The sequence below is a fragment of the Streptomyces sp. NPDC059166 genome, assembly GCF_042755185.1.
Taxonomy (GTDB): Bacteria; Actinomycetota; Actinomycetes; order Streptomycetales; family Streptomycetaceae; genus Streptomyces.
In genome coordinates this window covers 55,070-81,368 of the sequence record NZ_JBHZCI010000030.1, presented here as the reverse complement: position 1 = coordinate 81,368, position 26,299 = coordinate 55,070, and the positions used below count along the sequence as shown (strand labels likewise).

The 26,299-nt window shown below is 71.8% G+C and carries 20 protein-coding genes; 18 read left to right on the top strand and 2 right to left on the bottom strand.

Going from position 1 to position 26,299, the window contains the following annotated elements; translation table 11 throughout:
• Positions 1-19 precede the first annotated feature (19 nt).
• From ACFXOA_RS22450 to ACFXOA_RS22420, 7 genes are all read left to right on the top strand, one after another.
• Positions 20-1,267: a PotD/PotF family extracellular solute-binding protein gene (locus tag ACFXOA_RS22450; RefSeq protein ID WP_385031285.1), complete on the top strand. Its 1,248-nt coding sequence runs from the start codon at positions 20-22 to the stop codon at positions 1,265-1,267.
• Positions 1,268-1,314: 47 nt separating this feature from the next.
• The gene (locus ACFXOA_RS22445) at positions 1,315-2,466 is read left to right on the top strand and encodes an ABC transporter ATP-binding protein (RefSeq protein WP_385031282.1); all 1,152 of its coding nucleotides are present in this window, start codon (positions 1,315-1,317) and stop codon (positions 2,464-2,466) included.
• Positions 2,463-3,395, top strand: coding sequence for an ABC transporter permease (locus ACFXOA_RS22440; RefSeq protein WP_385031279.1), 933 nt, complete (start codon positions 2,463-2,465; stop codon positions 3,393-3,395). Before ACFXOA_RS22445 ends, ACFXOA_RS22440 begins: the two co-directional genes overlap by 4 nt.
• Positions 3,395-4,198 carry an ABC transporter permease gene (locus tag ACFXOA_RS22435; protein WP_385031276.1) on the top strand — a complete coding sequence of 268 codons (804 nt, stop codon included), beginning with the start codon at positions 3,395-3,397 and terminating at the stop codon, positions 4,196-4,198. The genes ACFXOA_RS22440 and ACFXOA_RS22435 overlap by 1 nt, the downstream gene beginning before the upstream one ends.
• Positions 4,199-4,219: 21 nt before the next feature.
• Positions 4,220-5,635, top strand: a complete 1,416-nt coding sequence (locus ACFXOA_RS22430; RefSeq protein ID WP_385031273.1) for an NAD(P)/FAD-dependent oxidoreductase — start codon at positions 4,220-4,222, stop codon at positions 5,633-5,635.
• 128 nt (positions 5,636-5,763) lie between these two features.
• A complete protein-coding gene (locus ACFXOA_RS22425; protein WP_385031270.1) occupies positions 5,764-6,228 on the top strand; it encodes a hypothetical protein in 465 nt (154 codons plus the stop codon).
• Between the two features lie 85 nt (positions 6,229-6,313).
• A complete protein-coding gene (locus ACFXOA_RS22420; protein WP_385031267.1) occupies positions 6,314-8,143 on the top strand; it encodes a chitinase in 1,830 nt (609 codons plus the stop codon).
• On the opposite strand, the gene ACFXOA_RS22415 is transcribed toward ACFXOA_RS22420, so the two are convergent.
• Both ACFXOA_RS22415 and gabT read right to left on the bottom strand, forming a co-directional pair.
• On the bottom strand, positions 8,128-8,664 hold the full coding sequence (locus ACFXOA_RS22415; protein ID WP_385031264.1) for a phosphatase PAP2 family protein: 537 nt from the start codon (positions 8,662-8,664) through the stop codon (positions 8,128-8,130). The two genes, ACFXOA_RS22420 and ACFXOA_RS22415, sit on opposite strands and share 16 nt — an antisense overlap.
• A gap of 405 nt (positions 8,665-9,069) precedes the next feature.
• On the bottom strand, positions 9,070-10,410 hold the full coding sequence (gabT, locus tag ACFXOA_RS22410; RefSeq protein WP_385031261.1) for a 4-aminobutyrate--2-oxoglutarate transaminase: 1,341 nt from the start codon (positions 10,408-10,410) through the stop codon (positions 9,070-9,072).
• A gap of 246 nt (positions 10,411-10,656) precedes the next feature.
• Here gabT and ACFXOA_RS22405 point away from each other — a divergent pair, with 246 nt between their 5' ends.
• From ACFXOA_RS22405 to ACFXOA_RS22355, 11 genes are all read left to right on the top strand, one after another.
• Complete coding sequence (locus tag ACFXOA_RS22405; RefSeq protein ID WP_385031258.1) at positions 10,657-13,032, top strand: ATP/GTP-binding protein; 2,376 nt, start codon at positions 10,657-10,659, stop codon at positions 13,030-13,032.
• Between the two features lie 153 nt (positions 13,033-13,185).
• Entirely contained in the window at positions 13,186-14,760 is a 1,575-nt protein-coding gene (locus ACFXOA_RS22400) for a PucR family transcriptional regulator (RefSeq protein ID WP_385031255.1), read from the top strand.
• A gap of 306 nt (positions 14,761-15,066) precedes the next feature.
• Positions 15,067-16,512, top strand: coding sequence for an aldehyde dehydrogenase family protein (locus ACFXOA_RS22395; RefSeq protein ID WP_385031252.1), 1,446 nt, complete (start codon positions 15,067-15,069; stop codon positions 16,510-16,512).
• Positions 16,513-16,697: 185 nt separating this feature from the next.
• Positions 16,698-18,644, top strand: a complete 1,947-nt coding sequence (locus ACFXOA_RS22390; protein ID WP_385031249.1) for an acyl-CoA dehydrogenase family protein — start codon at positions 16,698-16,700, stop codon at positions 18,642-18,644.
• Between the two features lie 80 nt (positions 18,645-18,724).
• The gene (gene aroA, locus ACFXOA_RS22385) at positions 18,725-19,969 is read left to right on the top strand and encodes a 3-phosphoshikimate 1-carboxyvinyltransferase (protein ID WP_385031246.1); all 1,245 of its coding nucleotides are present in this window, start codon (positions 18,725-18,727) and stop codon (positions 19,967-19,969) included.
• 37 nt (positions 19,970-20,006) lie between these two features.
• A complete protein-coding gene (locus ACFXOA_RS22380) occupies positions 20,007-20,501 on the top strand; it encodes a nucleotidyltransferase domain-containing protein (RefSeq protein ID WP_385031243.1) in 495 nt (164 codons plus the stop codon).
• Positions 20,502-20,611: 110 nt separating this feature from the next.
• A complete protein-coding gene (locus ACFXOA_RS22375) occupies positions 20,612-21,328 on the top strand; it encodes a hypothetical protein (RefSeq protein WP_385031240.1) in 717 nt (238 codons plus the stop codon).
• 61 nt (positions 21,329-21,389) lie between these two features.
• On the top strand, positions 21,390-22,643 hold the full coding sequence (gene dxr / locus ACFXOA_RS22370; protein ID WP_385031237.1) for a 1-deoxy-D-xylulose-5-phosphate reductoisomerase: 1,254 nt from the start codon (positions 21,390-21,392) through the stop codon (positions 22,641-22,643).
• A complete protein-coding gene (locus ACFXOA_RS22365; protein WP_385031234.1) occupies positions 22,640-23,950 on the top strand; it encodes a M50 family metallopeptidase in 1,311 nt (436 codons plus the stop codon). Before dxr ends, ACFXOA_RS22365 begins: the two co-directional genes overlap by 4 nt.
• Positions 23,951-24,130: 180 nt before the next feature.
• A complete protein-coding gene (gene ispG / locus ACFXOA_RS22360) occupies positions 24,131-25,288 on the top strand; it encodes a flavodoxin-dependent (E)-4-hydroxy-3-methylbut-2-enyl-diphosphate synthase (RefSeq protein ID WP_385031231.1) in 1,158 nt (385 codons plus the stop codon).
• A 163-nt stretch (positions 25,289-25,451) separates the two neighbouring features.
• Positions 25,452-26,297, top strand: coding sequence for a GNAT family N-acetyltransferase (locus tag ACFXOA_RS22355; RefSeq protein WP_385031228.1), 846 nt, complete (start codon positions 25,452-25,454; stop codon positions 26,295-26,297).
• Positions 26,298-26,299: the final 2 nt, after the last annotated feature.

The window sequence follows — 26,299 nt, the reverse complement described above, 5'->3', positions numbered from 1 at the left end:
ACCCGGAAGGGCAACGCGTATGGAGCAGTACGAGCCGGAGCACCTCTCCGCGCCGCAGCTGGCGGCCATGAGGCGCAGCCTCACCCACGGCCGCGGCGCGCTCACCCGCCGTTCACTCCTGAGGGCGTCCGGCATGGGCGCGCTCGCGCTCGGCGGCCTCGGCACGCTCAGCGCCTGCGGCATCCCTCCCGCGGCGAGTGAGGGGGACGCGGCGGCGTCCGACGACCACTCCGAGTCGGAGAAGCTGATCAACTTCTCCAACTGGACCGAGTACATGGACGTCAGCGACGACGAGAAGAGCCGTCCGACGCTGGACGCGTTCACGAAACGCACCGGGATCAAGGTCAAGTACACGGAGGACATCAACGACAACGTCGAGTTCTTCGGGAAGATAAAGCCGCAGCTCGCGGCCGGCCAGGACACCGGCCGCGACATCGTCATCGTGACCGACTGGCTCGCCGCCCGCATCATCCGGCTCGGCTGGGCGCAGCGGCTCGACCCGGCGAACCTGCCGCACGCCTTCGCGAACCTGTCGCCCCAGTTCCGCAGCCCCGACTGGGATCCCGGGCGCGCGTACTCCTATCCCTGGACGGGCATCCCGACCGTCATCGCCTACAACCAGAAGGCGACCGGCGGCCGGAAGGTCGACTCCGTCAGCCAGCTGCTCGACGACCCCGCGCTCAAGGGGAAGGTCTCCTTCCTCTCCGAGATGCGCGACTCGGTCGGCATGACGCTCCTGGACATGGGCAAGGACCCGGGATCCTTCACGGACGCCGACTACGACGCGGCGATCGGCCGGCTCCAGAAGGGCGTCGACAGGAAGCAGATACGCCGCTTCACCGGCAACGACTACACCGCGGACCTCAGCAAGGGCGACATAGCGGCGTGCGTGGCCTGGGCCGGCGACATCATCCAGCTCCAGGCCGACAACCCGGACATCAAGTTCACGATCCCCGCCGCCGGTTACATCACCTCCAGCGACAACATGCTGGTCCCCGCCAGGGCGCGGCACAAGACCAACGCCGAGAAGCTCATGGACTACTACTACGAGCCCCCGGTGGCGGCCCAGCTCGCCGCGTACATCAACTACGTCTGTCCGGTGGACGGGGTCCGCGAGGAACTCGCGAAGATCGACGAGTCGATGGCGTCCAACACGCTGATCCTCCCGGACAAGGAGATGGCCTCGAAGTCCAGGGCCTTCCGCTCCCTCAGCTCCGAGGAGGAGACGGCGTACGAGGAGAAGTTCGCCAAGCTCATCGGCGCCTGACCGGCCAGACCTCCCGATCTCCCCCGACACCACTGGGACCGCGACCCATGACACAGCAGCAGACGGCGGGCGGCGACGTCCGCCTCACCGGGATCAGCAAGACCTACGGCTCCTTCACCGCCGTGCACCCCCTCGACCTGACCGTGCCGCAGGGCTCCTTCTTCGCCCTGCTCGGCGCCTCCGGCTGCGGCAAGACCACCACCCTGCGGATGATCGCCGGGCTGGAGGAGGCCACCACCGGCACGGTGTGGCTGGGCGACCGCGACATCACGGACCTGCCCCCGCACAAGCGGCCGGTCAACACCGTCTTCCAGAGCTACGCGCTCTTTCCCCACCTCGACGTCAGCGAGAACGTCGCCTTCGGGCTGCGCCGCCGAGGCGTCAAGTCCGTGAAGAAGCAGGTCGACGAGATGCTGGAGCTCGTCCAGCTGGGCGACTTCGCCCACCGCAAGCCCCACCAGCTCTCCGGCGGCCAGCAGCAGCGCGTCGCCGTGGCGCGCGCCCTGATCAACCACCCCCAGGTCCTGCTGCTCGACGAGCCGCTGGGCGCCCTCGACCTCAAGCTGCGACGCCGGATGCAGCTCGAACTGAAGCGGATCCAGACCGAGGTCGGCATCACCTTCGTCCACGTCACCCACGACCAGGAGGAAGCCATGACCATGGCCGACACCGTCGCGGTGATGAACGGCGGCCGGGTCGAGCAGCTCGGCGCCCCCGCCGACCTCTACGAGAACCCGCGCACCACCTTCGTGGCCAACTTCCTCGGCACCTCCAACCTCATCGGCGGCGAGATCGTCTCTACCGGGACGGACGTCGTCGTCGCGGCCGGCGGAGGCAGGCTCACCCTGCCCCGTGAGCGCTGTCAGGCACCCCTCACGTCCGGCGGACGCCTCCTCCTCGGCGTCCGGCCCGAGAAGATGTCCCTGGCCCGCAGCGACGACGCCGACGCGATAGCCGCCGGCCGCAACCGGGTCACCGGCCGGATCGTCGACTCCAGCTTCATCGGCGTCTCCACCCAGTACGTGGTGGAGAGCCCGGCGGGGAAGGCCCTCCAGGTCTACGAGCAGAACGTCGACAGGCGCGAGGGACTCCTCCCCGGCTCCGAGGTCGTCCTGCACTGGGACCCGGCCCACACCTTCGGACTCGACGCCGACCAGGACATCGACGCCGGTGCGGCGAGCGTGGAGGACGCGGCGTGAGCCTCACCGAGGCGCCGCCCGCGCCGCCCTCCGGATCCGGGGCCCCCGTGCTCCGCAAGCCCTCCACCCGCAAGCGTCTCGTGCCCTACTGGCTGCTGCTCCCCGGCATCCTGTGGCTGGTCGTCTTCTTCGCGCTGCCGCTCGTCTACCAGGCATCGACCTCGGTGCAGACCGGCTCGCTGGAGAAGGGCTTCGAGGTCACCTGGCACTTCCGGACGTACGCCGACGCGCTGCGCGACTACTACCCGCAGTTCATCCGGTCCCTGCTGTACGCGGGCACCGCGACGATCCTCTGCCTGCTGCTCGGGTACCCGCTGGCCTATCTGATCGCCTTCAAGGCGGGCCGCTGGCGCAACCTCGTGCTGGTCCTGGTCATCGCGCCGTTCTTCACCAGCTTCCTGATCCGCACGCTCGCCTGGAAGACGATCCTCGCCGACGGCGGCGCGGTCGTGGGAGCGCTGGACACCCTGCACGTCCTGGACGTCACGAGCTGGCTCGGCTGGACGGAGAACAACCGCGTCCTCGCCACCCCGATGGCCGTCGTCTGCGGTCTCACCTACAACTTCCTGCCGTTCATGATCCTTCCGCTGTACACCTCGCTCGACCGGATCGACGGCCGGCTGCACGAGGCCGCGGGCGATCTCTACGCCACCCCGGCGACCACCTTCCGGAAGGTGACGTTCCCGCTCTCCATGCCGGGCGTCGTCTCCGGCACGCTGCTGACCTTCATCCCGGCCAGCGGTGACTACGTCAACGCGGAACTCCTCGGCTCCACCGACACCAAGATGGTCGGCAGCGTCATCCAGAGCCAGTTCCTGCGGGTCCTGGACTACCCGACGGCGGCCGCGCTCTCCTTCATCCTCATGGCGGTCGTCCTCCTGATGGTCACCGTCTACATCCGCCGCTCCGGTACGGAGGACCTGGTCTGATGCCCGTACTCCGATGGATACGCCGGAACCTGGTCGTGCTCGCCGGCCTGCTGACCCTCGCGTACATGATCCTGCCCAACGTGATCGTGATGGTGTTCTCCTTCAACAAGCCGAAGGGACGCTTCAACTACGCCTGGCAGGACTTCTCCCTGGACGCCTGGAAGGACCCCTGCGGGGTGGCCGACCTCTGCGGCTCGCTCTCCCTCTCGCTCCAGATCGCGTTCTGGGCGACGCTCGGAGCCACCGTGCTCGGCACCATGATCGCGTTCGCGCTGGTCCGCTACCGGTTCCGGGCCCGGGGCACCGTCAACTCGCTGATCTTCCTGCCGATGGCCATGCCCGAGGTCGTCATGGCGGCCTCGCTCCTGACGCTCTTCCTCAACATGGGGGCCCAGCTGGGCTTCTGGACGATCCTGATCGCCCACATCATGTTCTGTCTCAGCTTCGTGGTGACCGCGGTCAAGGCGCGCGTCATGTCGATGGACCCGAGGCTCGAGGAGGCCGCCCGCGACCTCTACGCGGGTCCTGTCCAGACATTCGTCCGGGTGACCCTGCCGATCGCGGCTCCGGGAATCGCCGCCGGGGCGCTGCTCGCCTTCGCGCTCTCCTTCGACGACTTCATCATCACCAACTTCAACGCGGGATCCACGGTCACCTTCCCCATGTTCGTCTGGGGATCGGCCCAGCGTGGAACACCTGTGCAGATCAACGTCATCGGCACGGCCATGTTCGCCATCGCCGTACTGATGGTTCTCGCCGGTCAGCTCGTATCGAGCCGCCGGAAGAGCAATGCGGGAAAATAGCACCAGAAGGAGTTGGAAACCATGGCCCCGGATGCCATGCGTACCGCCGCAGAATCGCTTCGCCACGCACGCCCCGTGTCCTACTGGCTCGACGACCCCGGGAAGCCGCAGGCCCAGCCGGCCCTGACCGGGGACGAGCACTGCGACCTCCTGGTCGTCGGTGGCGGGTACAGCGGACTGTGGACCGCGCTGCTCGCCAAGGAGCGCGACCCCGGCCGCGACGTCGTCCTGATCGAGGGCGGCGAGGTGGGCTGGGCGGCCTCGGGCCGCAACGGCGGGTTCTGCGCCGCCTCCCTGACCCACGGCCTGGCCAACGGTCTGGAGCGCTGGCCCGACGAGATCGGCACCCTGGAGGAGCTCGGCGCACGGAACCTCGACGCCATCGAGGAGGCCGTCACCCGCTACGGCATCGACTGCGAGTTCGAGCGGACCGGTGAGATCGACGTCGCCACCGAGCCCCATCAGCTTCAGGAACTGCGGGAACGGCACCAGGAGATCCAGCGGCTCGGCATCACCGGTGTGGACTTCCTGGACCGCGACGCCGTACGTGCCGAGGTCGACTCACCCGCCTTCCTCGGCGGGCTCCTGGACCGGCGCGGCGTCGCGATGCTGCACCCGGCCAAACTCGCCTGGGGCCTCAAGCGGGTCTGCCTGGAGCTGGGTGTCAGGATCCACGAACACACCCGGGGCCTGGACCTCGTCCGCTCCGGTCCCGGTATGGCGGTCCGTACGCCCTACGGGCGGGTCTTCGCCCGGAAGGTCGCGCTCGGGACCAACATCTTCCCCTCGCTGGTCAGGCGGGTCCGCCCCTACACCGTGCCGGTCTACGACTACGCGCTGATGACCGAGCCGCTCACCGCGGGCCAGCTCGCCTCCATCGGCTGGAAGGGCCGTCAGGGGCTCGGTGACAGCGCCAATCAGTTCCACTACTTCCGGCTCTCCGCCGACAACCGGATCCTGTGGGGCGGATACGACGCGGTCTATCCGTTCGGAGGCAGGCTCGACCCCGGTCTGGACCAGCGGCCGGAGACGTTCCTGAAACTGGCCGGGCAGTTCTTCGAGTACTTCCCGCAGCTCTCCGGAGTGCGTTTCACCCATGCCTGGGGAGGCGCGATCGACACCTGCTCCCGGTTCACCGCGTTCTTCGGAACCGCCCACCGGGGACGCGTCGCCTACGCCGCCGGATACACGGGTCTGGGCGTCGGGTCCACCCGGTTCGGCGCGGACGTGATGCTCGATCTGCTCTCCGGCGAGGAGACCGGGCGGACCCGTCTGGAGATGGTCCGCTCGAAGCCCGTGCCGTTCCCGCCGGAACCCTTCGCCTGGGCCGGTATCGAGATCACCAAGCGGTCCCTCGCCCGCGCGGACGGCAACGGCGGACGCCGCAACCTGTGGCTGAAGGCCATGGACCGGCTGGGGCTGGGCTTCGACAGCTGACACACCCGGGTGACGCAGGTCACCAGGATCGGCCGCCGGACCCGCGTCATGATCCGGCGTCGACGCTCTCTCTCCCGTGTACGCGCCGGCGGAACCCCGTCGGCGACCACGGGAGAGGGAGACATGTCATGACTCGCACGGGGGCGAAGGCCGCGATCGCGTGGCTCGCGTCGGTGGCGCCGGATCCCGCCGCCTGCAGGGCGGAATGGGAGCGCGACCCCAGGGGGATCGCGCTCCTTCCCGCGGGCCGGCTCTGGGACGTGCTGATCGTCCCGGAGGGCCTGGGTCATCCGACGCTCGATGTGCTCACCCGCCTGATCGGCCGGCCGGGACCGGTCCTCGCCGGCTTCGGGGAGGCGCGGATGGGGTACTTCGTCCCCCCGGGGACGGCCGCGCGCTGGCTCGGGACGGGGATCCGCGGTGTCGGCGGCGGGGCGTGGATCGCCGTCCCGCGGCCGGGCGTGACGGTCGGCGGCATGCGCTGGATCGTCCCGCCCGACGGATCGGGCGCGCTCACCGACGCGACCCTGCTGGAACTCGCCCTGCACGAGGCGGCCGCCTCGGCACGCGGCGGGCCTGCCGATGTGCGGTGACGGGCCGCCAGAGGTCTTGACAACCTGATTGGTCTGGACCATCTTGTGCGCGGACGGCTCAATTCCCCCCTGCACGGAGGCTGTTGTGGAACGTAGTGGACCACCCGTGAGACCTTCCGGACTTCTCGCCGCGTTCTCGGCGGTCCTCCTCGCCGCCGGCGCCCTCGTGGCGACCGCGCCCGCGGCAGGAGCCGCCGACTCCGAACTCGCCCGCAACGGCGGCTTCGAGTCCGGACTGACCGGCTGGACCTGCTCCGGAGGCAGCGGAGCCGTCGTCAGCACCCCGGTGCACGGCGGGACATCGGCCCTCAAGGCGACCCCGGCGGGCAGCGACAACGCGCGCTGCTCGCAGACCGTGACCGTGAAGCCCGGCTCCGCCTACACCCTGAGCGCCTGGGTGCAGGGCAGCTACGTGTACCTCGGCGCCTCCGGCACCGGCACCACCGACGTGTCCACCTGGACCCAGTCGGCCGGCGCGTACCAGAAGCTCACCACCACCTTCACGACCGGTCCCTCCACGACCTCCGTGACCCTTTACACCCACGGCTGGTACGGCACCCCCGCCTACTACGCCGACGACGTCTCCCTGACAGGCCCCGGCGGGGACCCCGTCGCCCTGCCCGCGGTGCCCTCCGGGCTGAAGGCCGGCACCGCCACCGCCGGCTCCGTCCCGCTGTCCTGGAACGCCTCCTCCGGGGCGACCGGCTACCGCGTCTACCGGTCCGGCACGAAGGTCCTCGACACCACCGGGACCTCGGCCACCGTGACCGGGCTGACAGCCTCGACCGCGTACACGTTCCAGGTCTCCGCGGTCAACGCCGCGGGCGAGTCGGCGAAGTCGGCGGCCGTGAACGTCACCACGGCCACGGGCGGTGGCGGGGGAGGGACCGACGCCGGGCTCCCGGCCCACGCGCTGGTCGGCTACCTCCACTCCAGCTTCGCCAACGGCTCGGGTTACACCCGGATGGCGGACGTGCCCGACTCGTGGGACGTCATCAACCTCGCCTTCGGCGAGCCGACCTCCGTCACCTCCGGGGACATCCGCTTCTCGCTCTGCCCCGTCACCGAGTGCCCGAACGTGGAGAGCGAGGCGGAGTTCAAGGCCGCCATCAAGGCCAAGCAGGCGGCCGGCAAGAAGGTGCTGATCTCGATCGGCGGCCAGAACGGCCAGGTGCAGCTCGCCACGACCGCCGCGCGCGACGCCTTCGTCACCTCGGTCGGCAAGATCATCGACACCTACGGCCTCGACGGCCTGGACATCGACTTCGAGGGCCACTCGCTCTCGCTGGCCACCGGTGACACCGACTTCCGCAGCCCCAAGACCCCGGTCATCGTGAACCTGATCTCCGCGGTGAAGTCCCTCAAGGCCAAGTACGGTGACGACTTCGTGCTCACCATGGCCCCGGAGACCTTCTTCGTCCAGCTCGGCTACCAGTACTACGGCTCCGGCCCCTGGGGCGGCCAGGACCCGCGCGCGGGCGCCTACCTGCCGGTCATCCACGCCCTGCGTGACGACCTCACCCTGCTGCACGTCCAGGACTACAACTCGGGCTCGATCATGGGCCTCGACAACCAGTACCACTCCATGGGCGGCGCCGACTTCCACATCGCCATGACCGACATGCTGCTCACCGGGTTCCCGGTGGCGGGCGACCAGTCGAAGGTCTTCCCCGCGCTCCGCCCCGAGCAGGTCGCCTTCGGTCTCCCCGCGTCCACCCAGGCGGGCAACGGCCACACCTCACCGGCCGAGGTCACCAAGGCGCTGAACTGCCTCACCAAGAAGACCGACTGCGGCAGCTACCAGACCCACGGGACCTGGAGCGGGCTGCGCGGTCTGATGACCTGGTCCATCAACTGGGACCGCTTCAACAACTGGGAGTTCTCGAAGAACTTCGACGCCTACTTCGGCGGCTGACCGGCCCCCGCGCCCGCCCGCAGGGCGAGCAGCAGGACGCCGCTCAGGCACCAGGCGGCCACCACGTCCAGCGGCCAGTGGTAGCCGCGCAGCACCAGACCGACGCTCGTCGCCGCCGTCAGCGCCACGGCGGCGGCGGGCGTCACCCATGTCCGCCTCGTGTACGGGGCGAGCAGCAGCGCGGTGGCCCCGTAGGCCACCATCGCCGTCGTCGTGTGACCGGAGGGGAAGTAGCCCGTGGCCTCGGTCAGCGGCCCCTGACGGTCCGTCCACAGCTTGAGCGGGATCACCAGCGCCGGTACGGCGGCCATGGCGGCGACGGCGCACACGGCCGCCCGCCGGGCGCGGCGCAGCCAGGCGACCAGCACCGCGCAGGCCAGTACCGGGACGGCGACCTGCATGTTGCCCAGGTCGGCGAAGAGATCCGCGAGCGGGGCGGGGCCGCGGCCGGCAAGCTCCAGCCCGAGGCGCTCGTCGGGTCCCAGCAGCGGCCCGTCCACCAGCACCTGCCAGGTGATCACGGCGAAGAGGACCGGCAGGGCGACCGCCGACGCAACGAGAAGAACCGGCCACCAGGGAACAGGGGGGATTGTTCCGGGGTGGCCGGTCGGACCGGTTTGCCGCGCGCCCCGGGGGGTGTGGGGCGGGCGGCCATCCGATCGGTGAGGAGTCCTGGATCCCGAAGGTCCAGTGTGCGCGATGGCACGGCCGGTACGGCGCTGGGGGAGCCCCGGCCCGGCATCGCCCGCAGTCCCCTGCGAGCGGGGTGTTTCTCTCATCTGGGAAGACCGTACGTCAGGGGAGTGGGCACCGGAAGCGGCAACCGTAACCCGCCATGGGCCCCGCACACCTTCTTCACACGCCCGCACGCCGACGCCGGCCGTCACGTTCGCGCGTGACGGCCGGCGCCGGGGGTTCCGTACGGATCAGAGCTTCGAGAACGCCTGCTCGATGACGTCCAGGCCCTCGTTCAGCAGGTCCTCACCGATGACGAGCGGCGGCAGGAAGCGCAGGACGTTGCCGTAGGTCCCGCAGGTCAGCACGAGCACACCCTCGGCGTGGCAGGCCTTGGCCAGCGTCGCCGCGGCGGCCGCGTCGGGCTCCTTGGAGCCGGACTTCACCAGCTCGATCGCGATCATGGCGCCGCGCCCGCGGATGTCCCCGATGATGTCGCCGTTCGGGAGCTTGGCCCGCATCTCGCCGAGGCGGCCCTTCATGACCTCCTCGATGCGCTTGGCCTTGCCGTTCAGGTCCAGCTCGCGCATCGTCTCGATGGCGCCGAGCGCGCCCGCGCAGGCCACCGGGTTGCCGCCGTAGGTGCCGCCGAGGCCGCCGGCGTGGGCGGCGTCCATGATCTCGGCGCGGCCGGTCACCGCGGACAGCGGCAGGCCGCCGGCGATGCCCTTGGCCGTGGTGATCAGGTCGGGGACGATGCCCTCGTCCTCACAGGCGAACCACTGGCCGGTACGGCAGAAGCCGGACTGGATCTCGTCCGCCACGAAGACGATGCCGTTGTCCTTCGCGAACCGCGCGATCGCCGGGAGGAAGCCCTTGGCCGGCTCGATGAAGCCGCCCTCGCCCAGCACCGGCTCGATGATGATCGCGGCGACGTTGTCCGCGCCGATCTGCTTGGTGATCTCGTCGATGGCCTGCGCGGACGCCTCGGCGCCGGCGTTCTCCGCGCCGGTCGGCCAGCGGTAGCCGTATGCCACGGGCACGCGGTAGACCTCGGGCGCGAACGGGCCGAAGCCGTGCTTGTACGGCATGTTCTTCGCCGTCATGCCCATGGTGAGGTTGGTGCGGCCGTGGTAGCCGTGGTCGAAGACGACCACCGCGGTGCGCTTGGTGTAGGCGCGGGCGATCTTCACGGCGTTCTCGACGGCCTCGGCGCCCGAGTTGAAGAGCGCGGACTTCTTGGCGTGGTCGCCCGGGGTGAGCTCCGCGAGCTGCTCGCAGACCTCGACGTACCCCTCGTACGGCGTGACCATGAAGCAGGTGTGGGTGAAGTCGGCCAGCTGCGCGGACGCCCGGCGCACGACCGCCTCGGCGGAGGCTCCCACGGACGTCACGGCGATGCCCGAACCGAAGTCGATCAGGCGGTTGCCGTCCACGTCCTCGATGATTCCGCCGCCCGCGCGCGCGGTGAAGACCGGCAGCGTGGAGCCCACGCCCGCGGCGACCGCCGCGACACGGCGGGCCTGCAGCTCCGCCGACTTCGGGCCGGGGATGGCGGTGACGACGCGGCGCTCCTGCGGGATGTCGGACATGCGGGGCTCCTGGGGGTGTTTCGGACGCTTCTGTTCCTGCAGGCTAGGGGCGGTCGGGGGCGGCGGTCATGCTCCGTTCGGGAGTGGTGGGGACGTGTCCTTGTCCGCCACGGACAGATGGCATCCGGCACCCGCCGCCGGTGCCCCGGCGCCGGGCCGTGGGGCCGCATGGCTGAACTCCTGGTGCCCGGGCACTAGATTGGCCGGTGCAGAAGGCGGACCTGGCTGGTCAGGGGGCAGCGGTTCATGGACACCGAAGGCACGTACGACGCACGGGGCACGGGAGCGGACCGGGTGCCCCGCCCCGCCGGGCCACCGCCCGCGGCGCCACCACCGCCCCCCACGTACGCCCCGAACCCCCGGCGCCCGTCGCCCGAGGAGCCCGCGGGCGTCGGGGAATGGCTGCGCACCCCCCGGCCGGTACGGGAACCGGGCGTCTGGCGCTACGGGCACGTCCCGCGCCCGCCGGAGCGGCCCGAGGGCGTCTCCGACCGCTCGCTCCTCGTCGGAGTGCTGATCTCCGCGCTCAGCGGACTGCTGCTGTGGTCCCTGTGGCGCAACGGCTACATCCCCTACCGGCTCGTCCCGCTGAAGCTCTTCACACCGGCCGACTGGTGGTACGCGGGGACCTTCGGCGGTCCCCGCACGATCGAGGGGGCCGACGCCCTCACCGTCTACGAGGCAGTCCTCTTCGGACTCCTCGTCTACGGCTGCGGACGCCTGGGCAACTGGTCCGAGGTGTTCCGCCGCCATGTCGCCGGCCGGGGGCAGCCCTTCCTCGCACTGGCCACCGCCGCCGCGGCCGCCCTGGCGCAGCTCCTCGTGTGGAAGGACGCCGTGCCGGTGGTGAGGCCGGTCCTCATCCTCGTCGCCTCCGTCGCGGGAGGTGAGATCTACCAGAGCCAGACCGTCGTCAACGTCCTCTACGCCCTGATCACCCTCGGCGTGCTCTGGCCCTTCGCCCGGCTCGGCCGGTGGCGGGGCCTGCTCGCGGAGCGCCGGGCGAAGACCGGGGCCGCGGCCCCCCGGGCGCCGTCGGCGCCTCCGGACGCCCCCACCCCCGACCAGTGGCCCGAACTGCGGGCGGCGGGGCGGACCGACGCCGCCGACGCCCTCACCGCCGCGGTGCGCACAGGCCGGATGAACGACGTCGACGTCGCCCGCCTGCGCCACGCCTGGGCCGTGGGCCGAGGCGACCCGCGACGCCTCGACGCGCTGGACGAGGCCGTACTGCGTGCCGGGGGCTCCGCCGCCCTCCACCCCTCGGGGGCCAGGGACCTGCCACGCCGCACCGTCCGCCACGACCTGCTCACCGGGCAGGTCCGGATCGGGTCGTGCGCCGACGACCCGCACAACCCGTACGACCGCAGGGGGTCGGGTATCGCCCTCGAACCCGCGCTGCTCGGCACCTCCCTGCTCGCCGTCGGCCCGCCCGGCTCGGGCAAGTCCGCCCGCCTGGTGCGGCCGGTCGTCGAGTCGCTCGCCCTGCAGGCCCTCGCCGGACGCGCGGCGGTCCTCGCCGTCGGCGGCGCGGGGGAGGAACCCGGACCGGACGACTCCTTCGACGTCGTGGTCCGGATCGGCGACCCCGCCTCCGAGCACGACTTCGACCTGTACGGCGGCACGACCGACCCGGACGAGGCGGCACGCGTGCTCGCGGAGGGGCTCGTCGGTGACGTACCGGACCTGGACAGCCGGCGGGCCGCCACCACGCTCGCCCAGCTGCTCGGTCCCTACCAGGCCGTCCACGGCCACTTCCCAGGGGTACCCGCGCTCCGCGGACTCCTGGACGGAGACCTCACCGCAGTCGAGGCGCTGCGCGACGCGCTCACCGCCGGCGGGCACGGTGCGATGCTGCGCGAACTGGAGGCCCGCGCCCGGCAGCGGAGCGGCGCCGGCGACCCGGGGCCGGTGCTCGCCGACCGGATCGCGCTGCTCGACCGGCCCGCCTTCGCGCCGTTCTTCGCCACCGGCGCGGGCGCCCGGCCCTTCTCGCTGCGGTCGCTGGAGCATCTGCCGCTCCGGGTCAGGATCGACCTCCCCGAGCGGGCGCACGCCGAGGCGTCGCGGCTGCTCACCAGGCTCGTCCTCGCCCAGTTCACCGCGATCGCCGCCGCCCGGACCGACCGCTCGCTCTTCACCTGCCTCGTCCTGGACGACGCCACCCACGCCGTCACCGCGGAGACCGTCCGGGGCATCCGGCGGCTGCGGTCGGTCAACGCGGGCGTGGTGCTGAGCCTGCGGACCGTCGACGACGTGCCCGAAGGGCTGGACACCGCGCTGCTCGGCGCGGTCGGCTGCCGCATGGCGTTCAGCGGTGTCACGACCTGGGACGGCAGACGGTTCTCCGAGGTGTGGGGCAAGGAGTGGGTGGAGACCCGGGAGGTCGCCCAGCACGCGGTCTTCGCCGACCAGCCCTTCACCCGCGCCCTGCACGCCCTGCGCAAGCTCGTCACCGGCAAGGCCGTGACCAGGGACGCCGTGACCGTGCGGCGGGTGGAGAGGGAGCGCTGGTCCGCGTCCGAGCTCGCCTACCAGCTGCCTCCGGGGCACGCCGTCCTCTCCCTGGCCACGGTGGAGGGCGAGCACGTGTCCCCGTTGCTGGTCGAGCTCGGCGGCTGAGAGGCGAGGTCACGGGAACCCTGCCGCCCTGGCAGAATTGAGTGCGGCCGTCTGTACGGGGCGGCGCATTCGGCCCCCGTGCCCCCGGGCGGTCCCATCGAGCCGTCCGCACGGGCGGTCCCATCGACTCCCACAGGTCCGGCGGTTTCTCCCATGCCCCCCACGCTCGCCTCGCTCGTCCAGCACTCGGCGCTCAAGCTCACCGTCCGGGCGGGTGCCGACCGGCTCTCCACGCCGGTGCGCTGGGCGCACGCCAGCGAGCTGGCCGACCCGGTCCCGTACATGGACGGGGGCGAGCTGCTCCTGGTCACGGCGACCAACCTCGACGCGCGGGACCCCGCCACGATGCTCCGCTACGTCCAGCGGCTCGTCGGCGCGGGGGTCGCGGGCATCGGCTTCGGCGTGGGCGTCACCTACGACGAGATCCCGCACGCACTCGTGGACGCGGCGGAGGAGGCGGGACTGCCGCTCCTGGAGGTGCCCAGACGCACCCCGTTCCTCGCCATCAGCAAGGCGGTGTCGGCGGCGATCGCCGCCGACCAGTACCGATCCGTCACGGCCGGCTTCGAGGCCCAGCGCGAACTGACCCGGGCGGCCGTCGCAGGGGACGGCCCCGCCGAACTGCTCACCCGGCTCGCCGCGAACGTGGACGGCTGGGCCGCCCTCTACGACTCCTCCGGAGCGGTCGTGGCCGCCGCCCCGGACTGGGCGCAGCGCCGGGCCGCCCGGCTCACGCCCGAGGTCGAGCGCCTTCGCGAGCGGCCGGGCCCGGCCAGCGTCGTGGTCGGCGACAGCGACGGCGACGACCGGGTCGAGCTCCAGTCCCTGGGCACCGGCCGCCGGAGCCGCGGGGCGCTGGCCGTCGGCACGGGGGCGGCGCTCGGCACCGCCGAGCGGTACGCGGTGCACTCCGCGGTCGCGCTGCTCACGCTCACCACCGCCCGCTCGCGCGCCCTCCAGGGCGCCGAGCAGCGCCTGGGCACCGCCGTGCTGAGGATGCTCCTGGCAGGCGAGTCCGACCACGCCCGCGCCGTCGCCGGCGATCTGTACGGCGGGCTGCTCGACGCGCCCTTCCGCCTCCTGATCGCCGAGTCCCCGGCGCGGGCGAGGGCGGACGCGCTGGCCGAGGCGATGGAGTCCGCCGCCTCCCGGTCCGGCGAGACCCTGCTGACGGTGCCCGAGGGGGAGCGCCTGGTGATGCTCGCCGTGGACGGCGGGGCGGCCGTCGCGGCCTGCGCCGTCCACGCCGGGGAGGCGGACGACCTGCCGGTGCGCGAGCAGGGCGACGACACCGGTGTGGTCGTCGGCATGTCCGCACCCTCCGGGCCGATCGCCGTGTCCGCCGCGTACAAGCAGGCCGAGCAGGCCCTCTCGGTCGCCCGCCGCCGGGGCAGGACACTGGTCGAGCACGAGGAACTCGCGGCGGGCTCCGTCCTGCCGCTCCTCGCCGACGACGCCGTACGGGCCTTCGCCGACGGGATGCTGCGGCCGTTGCGGGAGCACGACGCCAAGGGCCGCGGTGACCTCGTCGACTCGCTGCGCGCCTGGCTCTCCCGGCACGGCCAGTGGGACGCCGCCGCCGCCGACCTGGGCGTGCACCGGCACACCCTGCGCTACCGGATGCGCCGGGTCGAGGAGATCCTGGGCCGTTCCCTGGACGATCCGGACGTCCGGATGGAGCTGTGGCTGGCCCTCAAGACGAACGCCGCCTCGTCCGGTACGCAGTAGACCTGCCGCCCGAGACGGCCGGCCCGGCCGCACACGAGCGCCGGTGCGCGCAGCCGATCGCCCGCGGCAGCCGGCGGGGGACGGCGGAACGTGCCGCCGGGACAGCCGGTGCGCGGCTTCCCGGGCCGTTCACGCCGGCCGGCGGCCGGCCGAGTGGGCCGCCTACGACAAAGCGGCGCACAGGGGGCGGGCTCCACTCCACACAGGACAAACCTCAAGGGTGCCCGCTCGCCCTACGGTGGGCCCGGAGGGCGCCCCAGGGGCGCCCGCGATCGTGTCCACCACCTCCGAAGGGCCGGAAACGCCATGACTTCCACCCACGCCTTCTGGCTCGCCGGCCGCCAGGCCACCGGCGAGGACAGCTTCGACGTCACCAACTCCTACGACGGACGCCTCGTCGGCACGGTCTCCGTGCCCACCGACGCCCAGGTCGAGGAGGCCGTCGCCGCCGCGTACGCCGTCCGCGAGGAGTTCGCCGCGACCCCCGCGCACGTACGGGCCGCCGCCCTCGACCACGTCGTACGCCGCCTCACCGAGCGCACCGAGGAGATCGCCCAGATCATCTCCGCGGAGAACGGCAAGCCGGTCAAGTGGGCCCGCGGCGAGGTCGGCCGCGCCGTCTCCGTCTTCCGGTTCGCCGCCGAGGAGGCCCGCCGCTTCAACGGCGGCGACGCCCAGCGCCTGGACACCGACGCCGGCGGGACCGGCCGCCTCGGCCTGACCCGGCGCTTCCCGCGCGGCCCCGTCCTCGGCATCGCGCCCTTCAACTTCCCGCTCAACCTGAGCGCCCACAAGGTGGCCCCCGCCATCGCCGTCGGCGCGCCGATCATCCTGAAGCCCGCTCCGGCCACCCCGATCTCGTCCCTGATCCTGGGCGAGCTGCTGGCCGAGACGGACCTTCCGGCCGGCTCCTGGTCCGTGCTGACCGTGCCCAACGACAAGATGCCGGCCCTCGTCCAGGACGAGCGGCTCCCCGTGATCTCCTTCACCGGCTCCGGCCCGGTCGGCTACTCGATCATGGAGTCGGTGCCGCGCAAGCACTGCACCCTGGAGCTCGGCGGAAACGGCGCCGCCGTCGTCCTCGGCGACTACTCCTCCGAGGAGGACCTGGACTGGGCCGCGACCCGCATCGCGACCTTCTCCAACTACCAGGGCGGCCAGTCCTGCATCTCGGTGCAGCGCGTCATCGCCGACACCTCCGTGTACGACCGGCTCGTCCCGAAGATCGTCGCCGCCGTCGAGGCACTCGTGACCGGTGACCCCGCCGACGCGGCCACCGACGTCGGCCCGCTGGTCAGCGAGGACGCCGCCCGCCGCGTCGAGTCCTGGGTCGACGAGGCCGTCACCGCCGGCGCCACCCTGCTCACCGGCGGCAAGCGCGACGGTGCCACCTACGCCCCGACCGTCCTCACCGGCCTCCCGGACACCACCACCCTCGCCCAGGAGGAGGTCTTCGGTCCGGTCCTGTACATCTCCAGGACGGACGGCGAGGCCGAGGCCTTCGCGGCCGTCAACGCCTCGAAGTACGGCCTGCAGGCGGGCGTCTTCACCCACGACCTCCAGACCGCCTTCCGCGCCCACCGCGCCCTGGAGGTGGGCGGCGTCGTCATCGGCGACGTGCCCTCCTACCGCGCCGACCAGATGCCCTACGGCGGTGCCAAGCAGTCCGGCGTCGGCCGCGAGGGCGTCCGCTACGCCATGGACGACTACACCTACGAGCGGGTGCTCGTCCTCACCGGCCTGGCCCTGTAGCCGGCAGCGGGGAACGGAGAGGCCTGAGCCCGCTGTGCGGGGGCTCAGGCCTCTTCCGCGTGCCCGCGGGGGGACGCCGCACGTGTGGTGGGGGTGCCGGGGATCGGGTAGATACGGACAAGTGACACCGATCGGCACGCGTACGGCCCCACCCATATCCCGACTCGCGGCGAGGTGAGCTCCTCATGTCCGCCCCATCCGACACCCCCCAGGCCCCCAAAGTCACCGAGCGCGAAGCACGGCAGGTGGCCGAGGCCGCCCGTGAACAGGACTGGCGCAAGCCCAGCTTCGCCAAGGAACTCTTCCTCGGACGCTTCCGGCTGGACCTGATCCACCCCCACCCCCAGCCCGCCCCGGACGACGTACGGCGCGGCGAGGCCTTCCTCGCCCGGCTGCGCGAGTTCTGCGAGACCAAGGTGGACGGCGCCCTCATCGAGCGCGAGGCCCGCATCCCCGACGAGGTCATCGACGGCCTCAAGGAGCTCGGCGCCCTCGGCATGAAGATCGAGACCAAATACGGCGGTCTCGGCCTGACCCAGGTCTACTACAACAAGGCCCTGGCACTGGCCGGTTCGGCCAACCCCTCGATCGGCGCGCTGCTCTCCGCCCACCAGTCCATCGGCGTACCGCAGCCGCTGAAGATGTTCGGCACCCAGGAGCAGAAGGACGCCTTCCTGCCCCGGCTCGCCCGGACCGACATCTCCGCCTTCCTGCTCACCGAACCCGACGTGGGCTCCGACCCGGCCCGGCTCGCCACCACGGCCGTCCCGGACGGCGACCACTACGTACTGGACGGCGTGAAGCTCTGGACGACCAACGGCGTCGTCGCCGACCTGCTCGTCGTCATGGCCCGGGTCCCCGAGTCCGAAGGCCACAAGGGCGGGATCACCGCCTTCGTCGTCGAGGCGGACTCCCCGGGGATCACCGTCGAGCACCGCAACGCCTTCATGGGCCTGCGGGGCATCGAGAACGGCGTCACCCGCTTCCACCAGGTACGGGTCCCCGCGGCCAACCGCATCGGCCCCGAGGGCGCGGGGCTCAAGATCGCCCTCACCACCCTGAACACCGGGCGCCTCTCGCTGCCCGCCATGTGCGTGGGCGTCGGGAAGTGGTCTCTCAAGATCGCCCGCGAGTGGTCGGCGGCCCGCGAGCAGTGGGGGAGGGCGGTCGCCCGCCACGAGGCCGTCGGAGCGAAGATCTCCTTCATCGCCGCGACCACCTTCGCCCTCGAAGCCGTCGTGGACCTCTCCTCGCAGATGGCCGACGAGAGCCGCAACGACATCCGTATCGAGGCCGCACTCGCCAAGCTCTACGGCTCCGAGATGGGCTGGCTGATCTCCGACGAACTCGTCCAGATCCGCGGCGGCCGCGGCTTCGAGACCGCCGCCTCGCTCGCCGCCCGCGGCGAACGGGCCGTCCCCGCCGAGCAGATGCTCCGGGACATGCGGATCAACCGGATCTTCGAGGGATCCACGGAGATCATGCACCTGCTGATCGCCCGCGAGGCCGTCGACGCCCACCTCAAGGTCGCCGGCGACATCATCGACCCCGACAAGCAGCTGTCCGACAAGGCGAGGGCCGGAGCCAACGCCGCCGGCTTCTACGCGCGCTGGCTCCCGAAGCTGGTCAGCGGACCGGGGCAACTGCCGAACTCCTACGGCGAGTTCCGGGTGCCCGGGCACCCCGACCTGTCCGTGCACCTGCGGTACGTCGAGCGTGCCGCCCGCAAGCTGGCCCGCTCCACCTTCTACGCGATGTCCCGCTGGCAGGGCCGCATGGAGACCAAGCAGGGCTTCCTCGGCCGGATCGTCGACATCGGCGCCGAACTCTTCGCGATGAGCGCCGCCTGCGTCCGCGCCGAACACCTGCGGGCCGACGACGACCACGGTCGCGAGGCGTACCAGCTCGCCGACGCCTTCTGCCGGCAGTCCCGGATCCGGGTGGAGGAGCTCTTCGGGCGCCTCTGGTCCAACACCGACGACATCGACAGGCGTGTCGTCGACGGCGTCCTGTCCGGGACGTACACCTGGCTGGAGGAGGGCGTCCTCGACCCCAGCGGCGACGGCCCCTGGATCGCCGACGCCACCCCGGGCCCCTCCTCCGGGGAGGACGTCCACCGCACCATCCGCTGAACCCGGCCGCCCCGCGGGACGCGTCCACAGCCTGGACCCGCCCCGCGGGGCACGCCCGCCGCAGGGCAGGATGGACGACCGTGACCGTCATCCACATCCCCGGCTCCAAGTCCGTCACCGCCCGCGCCCTGTTCCTCGCGGCCGCCGCGGACGGCACCACCACCCTCCTGCGGCCCCTCGACTCGGACGACACCGAGGGGTTCACCGAGGGGCTGACCCGCCTCGGATACGGGGTGAGGCGCGAGCCGGACCGGTGGGAGATCGACGGCCGCCCCTCGGGACCCGCCGTCACCGACGCCGAGGTCCACTGCCGTGACGGCGCGACCACCGCCCGGTTCCTGCCGACCCTCGCCGCGGCCGCGGCGAGCGGCACGTACCGGTTCGACGCCTCCGCGCAGATGCGCCGCCGGCCCCTGGCGCCGCTCACCCAGGCCCTGCGCACCCTCGGCGTCGGCCTGCGGCACGAGGGAGCCGAAGGACACCACCCGCTGACCATCGAGGCGTCGGGCGTCAAGGGCGGCGAACTCACCCTCGACGCCGGGGAGTCGTCCCAGTACCTCACCGCACTGCTGATGCTCGGCCCGCTGACCGCCGAGGGCCTGCGGATCGAGGTCACCGAACTCGTCTCGGCGCCGTACGTCGAGATCACCCTCGCCATGATGCGCGCCTTCGGGGTCACGGTCGGGCGCGAGGGGAACACCTTCAGCGTGCCGCCCGGCGGCTACCGCGCCACGACGTACGCCGTCGAACCCGACGCCTCCACAGCGAGCTACTTCTTCGCCGCGGCCGCGCTCACCGGCGGTGAGGTGACCGTCCCCGGCCTGGGCACCGACGCCCTCCAGGGCGACCTCCGCTTCACCGACGTGCTCAGGCGCATGGGCGCCGAGGTGCGCACCACGGCGGACGCCACGACCGTCCGCTCCTCCGGGCGGCTGGGCGGTTTGACCGTCAACATGCGCGACATCTCCGACACCATGCCCACCCTCGCCGCGATCGCCCCCTTCGCCACCTCACCCGTGCGCATCGAGGACGTCGCCAACACCCGGGTGAAGGAGTGCGACCGGCTGGAGGCCTGCGCGGAGAACCTCCGCGCCATGGGCATCACCGTGCACACCGGACCCGACTGGATCGAGATCCACCCCGGAACCCCGCGCCCCACCGAGATCACCACGCACGGCGACCACCGCATCGTCATGTCGTTCGCCGTCGCCGGACTGCGCACCCCCGGCATCACCTACGACGACCCCGGCTGCGTACGCAAGACCTTCCCCCGGTTCCACGAGGAGTTCGCCTCGTTCGTCGCGGGGAGCGCGGCACGGAAATGAGCTGCGGCCGGCACGAGGGCGGACTACGGTCACCGGCATGATGCCCAGGGACGACGTACTGTCCGTCCTCGCCCTGCTCCGGGAGGCGGGCACCGACGTGGTGATCGCCGGGGGCTGGGGCGTCGACGCGCTGCTCGGTGAGGAGACCCGCCCGCACCGCGATCTCGACCTGCTGCACCGCGCCGGGGAGGAACGGACCGTCGTGGCCGCCCTGGAGGCGGCCGGATACACCGAGACCCTGGACCGGCGCCCCGTACGCTTCGTGCTCAGCCACCCCTCCGGGGCCGAGATCGACCTGCACCCGCTGGAGTTCGCCGCCGACGGTTCGGCCCTCCAGGCGTCCTTCGACCCCGCCGAGCCCTTCCGCTACCCGGCCGCCTGTTTCGTCACCGGCACCATCGGCACGACCACGGTGCGCTGCATCTCCGCCGAGCAGCAGTTCCTGTTCCACCGGGGATACGAACCCACCGGACGCGACGTGGCGGACATGGGACGGCTGGGCGAGAAGTTCGGGATCGACACCCGGCCCTGACCCCGCATGCCGCACAATCGAGCGGCAGCCGGGACACCGACCCGGCGCGTCGGCGGAAGAACGGGGCAGGGATGTTCGGGGTGGGCGGGGCGGGACACCGGCGAGGTGCCGTGGCGGTGACGGGGGCGGCGCTCGCCCTGGCCGCCCTCACCGGATGCGGCGGCGGGAGCGACGGGGACACGGACGAGGCCGGCGGCGGGAGCGCGCCCACACGTCCGGCGGCGCCCGCCGCGCTCACCGAGGCCCAGCTCACCGCCCTCGCCCTCGCCGACGGGGAACGGGCCGGGGAGCTCACCGCCTCCGAGTACGCCCTCGACGGACCTCTCGGGGACGCCTACACCGCGGCCCCGGCCGTCTGCCAGCCGTTCGTCAGCCTCGCCGGCGACGTCAGTGACCACGCCCCCGCCGCCCAGGTGCAGCGCAAGGCCGAGAAGCCGGGGGAGCTGCTGGGCGTGACCGTCGACATCACCCTGCGCTCCTACGCTGGCGACGGGGCTGCCGAGGTCATGGCCTCCCTGGACCGGGCGGGCCGCGCGTGCGCGGACGGCTTCACCGAGGAGAGGGCCGTCGCGCGCGCCACCTACGCGAAGGCGGAACCGGCACGGCTGCCCTCCTTCGCGGGGGAGGCCGACGAGGCGAAGGCCTACCGCTTCACCGTCCTCGACGTGAAGGGGAAGCTGAAGCTGTACGAATACCTCACAGTCCTGCGGTCCGGCTCCACCACCCTCGCGTTCCGGGCGGAGATCCTGGGCACGAAGGACATCGGCGGGGTTCCGGACGACGTCACGGCCGCCCAGTGGAGGAAATTCCGTGCCGGGAGGGCCTGAGGCGGGTGCCGACGGGGGCGCCCTGTCGGTGCGCACAGCGGATGCGGCAACAATGGGGGTCATGAGCGACAGCCCCGCACCCCTCGCCGATCCGCATCGTGTCTTCGACGCAGCGGAAGGCCGCCGCGATCTGGTGATCCTCGGCTCCACCGGGTCCATCGGCACCCAGGCCATCGACCTGGTCCTGCGCAACCCCGCCCGCTTCCGCGTCACCGCGCTCTCCGCCGCGGGCGGCCGGGTCCGGCTCCTCGCCGAACAGGCGAGCCGGCTGCGCGTGCGCACGGTCGCCGTCGCCGACGCGAGCGCCGTGCCGGCGCTCCGCGAGGCGCTCGGCGAGGCCTACGGCGCGGGCGAGACGCTCCCCGAGATCCTGGCGGGCCCCGACGCGGCCGCCGAACTGGCCGCGAGTGACTGCCACACCGTGCTCAACGGCATCACCGGGTCGATCGGCCTCGCCCCCACCCTCGCCGCGCTGAAGGCGGGCCGCACCCTCGCCCTGGCCAACAAGGAGTCGCTGATCGTCGGCGGCCCCCTGGTGAAGGAGCTGGCGGCCCCCGGGCAGATCATCCCCGTCGACTCCGAGCACGCCGCCCTCTTCCAGGCGCTCGCCGCGGGCAAGCGCTCCGACGTCAGCAAGCTCGTCGTGACCGCGTCCGGCGGCCCGTTCCGCGGCCGCACCCGTGCCGAGCTGGCCGGGGTGACGCGCGAGCAGGCCCTCGCGCACCCGACCTGGGCGATGGGCCCGGTCATCACCGTCAACTCCGCGACACTGGTCAACAAGGGGCTGGAGGTCATCGAGGCACACCTGCTCTACGACATCCCCTTCGACCGCATCGAGGTCGTCGTCCACCCCCAGTCGTACGTCCACTCGATGGTGGAGTTCACCGACGGCTCCACCCTCGCCCAGGCCACCCCGCCCGACATGCGGGGCCCGATCGCCATCGGTCTCGGCTGGCCCGAGCGCGTCCCGGACGCCGCCCCGGCCTTCGACTGGACCAAGGCCTCCAGCTGGGAGTTCTTCCCGCTCGACACCGAGGCCTTCCCGTCGGTCGGGCTCGCCCGGCACGTCGGCACCCTCGGCGGCACGGCGCCCGCGGTGTTCAACGCGGCGAACGAGGAGTGCGTCGACGCGTTCCTGTCCGGACGGCTGCCCTTCAACGGCATCATGGACACGGTCACGGCGGTGGTGGACGAACACGGCACCCCCGCCGCGGGAACTTCACTGACGGTCGCGGACGTCCTCGAAGCGGAGGCCTGGGCCCGGTCCAGGGCCCGCGAACTCTCGGCGGCAGCGACAGCGGAGGCGCACGTATGAGCATGACGACGATCCTGATGACGATCCTCGGGATCGCCATCTTCGCCGTGGGTCTGCTGTTCTCGATCGCCTGGCACGAACTCGGCCACCTCTCGACGGCCAAGCTCTTCGGCATCAGGGTCCCGCAGTACATGGTCGGCTTCGGGCCGACGGTCTGGTCCCGGAAGAAGGGCGACACCGAGTACGGCATCAAGGCCATCCCCGCGGGCGGCTACATCCGCATGATCGGCATGTTCCCCCCCGGCCCCGACGGCCGTCTGGAGGCCCGCTCCACCTCGCCGTGGCGCGGGATGATCGAGGACGCCAGGTCCGCCGCGTTCGAGGAGCTGGAACCGGGCGACGAGACGCGCCTCTTCTACACGCGCAAGCCGTGGAAGCGCGTGATCGTGATGTTCGCCGGCCCCTTCATGAACCTGGTCCTCGCCGTCGCGATCTTCATGGGCGTGGCCATGACCTTCGGGTTCCAGACCCAGACCACCGAGGTCGCCGGCGTCCAGCAGTGCGTGATCGCGCAGAGCGAGAACCGCGACACCTGCAAGGCGTCCGACCCGGTGTCCCCGGCCAAGGCCGCCGGGCTGAAGGAGGGCGACACCATCGTCGCCTTCGACGGACAGCGGATCGACGACTGGGCCACCCTCTCGGACCGGATCCGGCGGACCATCGGCCCGGCCACCATCACCGTGGAGCGCGACGGCCGGGAACAGACCCTGAACGCCGTGCTGAGGAAGAACGCGGTCGCCGAGAAGGACGCGGACGGCGAGGTCGTCCCGGACAAGTACGTCACCGCCGGCTACCTCGGCTTCGCGGCCAGGACCGAGATCCTGCCGCTCACCTTCGGGGAGTCGGTCGTCCGCATGGGCGACATGATCGAGAACGGCGTCGACTCGATCATCGCTCTCCCCTCCAAGATCCCCGACCTGTGGAGCGCGGCCCTCGGCGACGGCGAACGGGCCGAGGACTCGCCGGTCGGTGTGGTCGGCGCGGCCCGGATCGGCGGAGAGGTGATGAACCTCGACGTCCCGGCACAGAACCAGATCGCGATGATGCTGTTCCTGCTGGCGGGCTTCAACCTCTCGCTGTTCCTCTTCAACATGCTCCCGCTGCTCCCGCTGGACGGCGGGCACATCGCCGGTGCGCTGTGGGAGGCCCTGCGCCGCAACCTCGCCAAGGTCTTCAGGCGGCCCGACCCCGGGCCCTTCGACGTGGCCAAACTCATGCCCGTCGCCTACGTGGTCGCCGGGATCTTCATCTGCTTCACCCTGCTGGTGCTCGTGGCCGACATCGTCAACCCGGTCAAGATCACCTGACGTCCCACGCGCCCCACGGACTGCGGGTGGCCCCACGCGTCCCGCCGGGCCGCCCGCGGTGCGGCGGTTCGGCGACACGGATGCATCCCGCTCCGCCCGGGTGCCGTAACCTCGGAGCCCGGAGCCCGCCGTGCTCGGGACCTGATCCACACTGATCCACACCTTGGGGATGCTCAGCGCATGACTGCGATTTCTCTCGGAATGCCGGACGTTCCGACCAAGCTCGCCGACCGACGGGTCAGCCGCCAGATCCAGGTCGGCTCGGTGGCGGTCGGCGGTAACGCACCCGTGTCGGTGCAGTCGATGACCACGACCCGTACCTCCGACATCGGCGCCACGCTGCAGCAGATCGCCGAGCTGACGGCCTCGGGCTGTCAGATCGTGCGCGTGGCGTGCCCGACCCAGGACGACGCCGACGCCTTGGCCACGATCGCGAGGAAGTCGCAGATCCCGGTCATCGCCGACATCCACTTCCAGCCGAAGTACGTGTTCGCCGCCATCGACGCGGGCTGCGCCGCGGTCCGGGTCAACCCGGGCAACATCAAGCAGTTCGACGACAAGGTCAAGGAGATCGCCAAGGCGGCCGGCGACACCGGCACCCCGATCCGCATCGGTGTCAACGCCGGATCGCTGGACGCGCGCCTCCTCAAGAAGTACGGCAAGGCGACCCCCGAAGCCCTCGTCGAGTCCGCGCTCTGGGAGGCGTCCCTCTTCGAGGAGCACGGCTTCCGGGACATCAAGATCTCGGTGAAGCACAACGACCCGGTCGTCATGGTGAACGCCTACCGCCAGCTGGCCGCGCAGAGCGACTACCCGCTGCACCTCGGCGTCACGGAGGCCGGTCCCGCGTTCCAGGGCACCATCAAGTCCGCCGTGGCGTTCGGCGCGCTGCTCTCCGAGGGCATCGGCGACACGATCCGCGTCTCGCTCTCGGCCCCTCCGGTCGAGGAGGTCAAGGTCGGCATCCAGATCCTCGAGTCGCTCAACCTGAGGCCCCGCCGCCTGGAGATCGTGTCCTGCCCCTCCTGCGGGCGCGCACAGGTCGACGTCTACAAGCTCGCCGACGAGGTCACCGCGGGCCTGGAGGGCATGGAGGTCCCGCTGCGCGTCGCGGTCATGGGCTGCGTCGTGAACGGCCCGGGTGAGGCCCGTGAGGCCGACCTCGGCGTCGCCTCGGGCAACGGCAAGGGACAGATCTTCGTGAAGGGCGAGGTCATCAAGACCGTCCCCGAGTCCAAGATCGTGGAGACCCTCATCGAGGAAGCGATGAAGATCGCCGAGCAGATGGAGAAGGACGGCATCGCCTCGGGCGAGCCGCAGGTCTCCATCGCGGGCTGACCGCAGGGCCGAGGCGGCCCCGGGCGGAGCCGGTGCCCCGCAGGACGGCGTCCTGCGGGGCACCGGCACGTCCGCCCTCCCCGGGCCTTCCCCCGCGGGGGCGGCACCCCACAGCCTTCTTGGGTACAGTGCGGACATCAGCAGACCGTTCGGTGAGGCCCCAGTGTTGACGCAGACCACTACCCGGGTCCTCGACCCCGGCGAGCTCCCCGCCGCGCTCGCCCTCCTTGAGAGCGCACCCGTCGAGAACGCCTTCGTGACCTCCCGCGTCCAGGTCGCCGGGCTCGACCCCTGGCGCCTCGGCGGGGAGATGTGGGGCTGGTACGAGAGCGGCCGGCTGCGCTCGCTCTGCTACTCCGGGGCCAACCTCGTGCCCATCTGCGCCACGCCCGAGGCCGTCAGGGCCTTCGCCGACCGCGCCCGCAGGGCCGGCCGCCGCTGTTCCTCGATCGTCGGCCCCGCGGGTCCCACGGCCCAGCTGTGGCGGCTGCTCGAACCGAGCTGGGGCCCCGCCCGGGAGGTCAGGGCCAACCAGCCGCTCATGGTGACCGAACACCCCTCCGCCCAGGTGGCGCCCGACCCGCTGGTACGCAGGGTCCGCAAGGACGAGATGGACGTCCTCATGCCGGCCTGCGTGGCCATGTTCACCGAGGAGGTCGGCGTCTCACCGCTGGCCGGCGACGGCGGCCTGCTCTACCAGGCCCGTGTCGCCGAGCTGATCACCACCGGACGCTCCTTCGCGCGGATAGAGGACGGCCGAGTCCTCTTCAAGGCGGAGATCGGCGCCGCGACCTCCCGCGCCTGCCAGATCCAGGGCGTCTGGGTCGCCCCCGAGGCCCGGGGGCGCGGCCTGTCCGAGACCGGGATGGCCGCCGTCCTGAACCACGCGCTCAGCGACGTGGCCCCGGTCGTCAGCCTCTACGTGAACGACTACAACACCCCCGCGCGCAGGGCGTACAGCAGGGTCGGCTTCCGTGAGACGGGCGCGTTCATGAGCGTGCTGTTCTGACC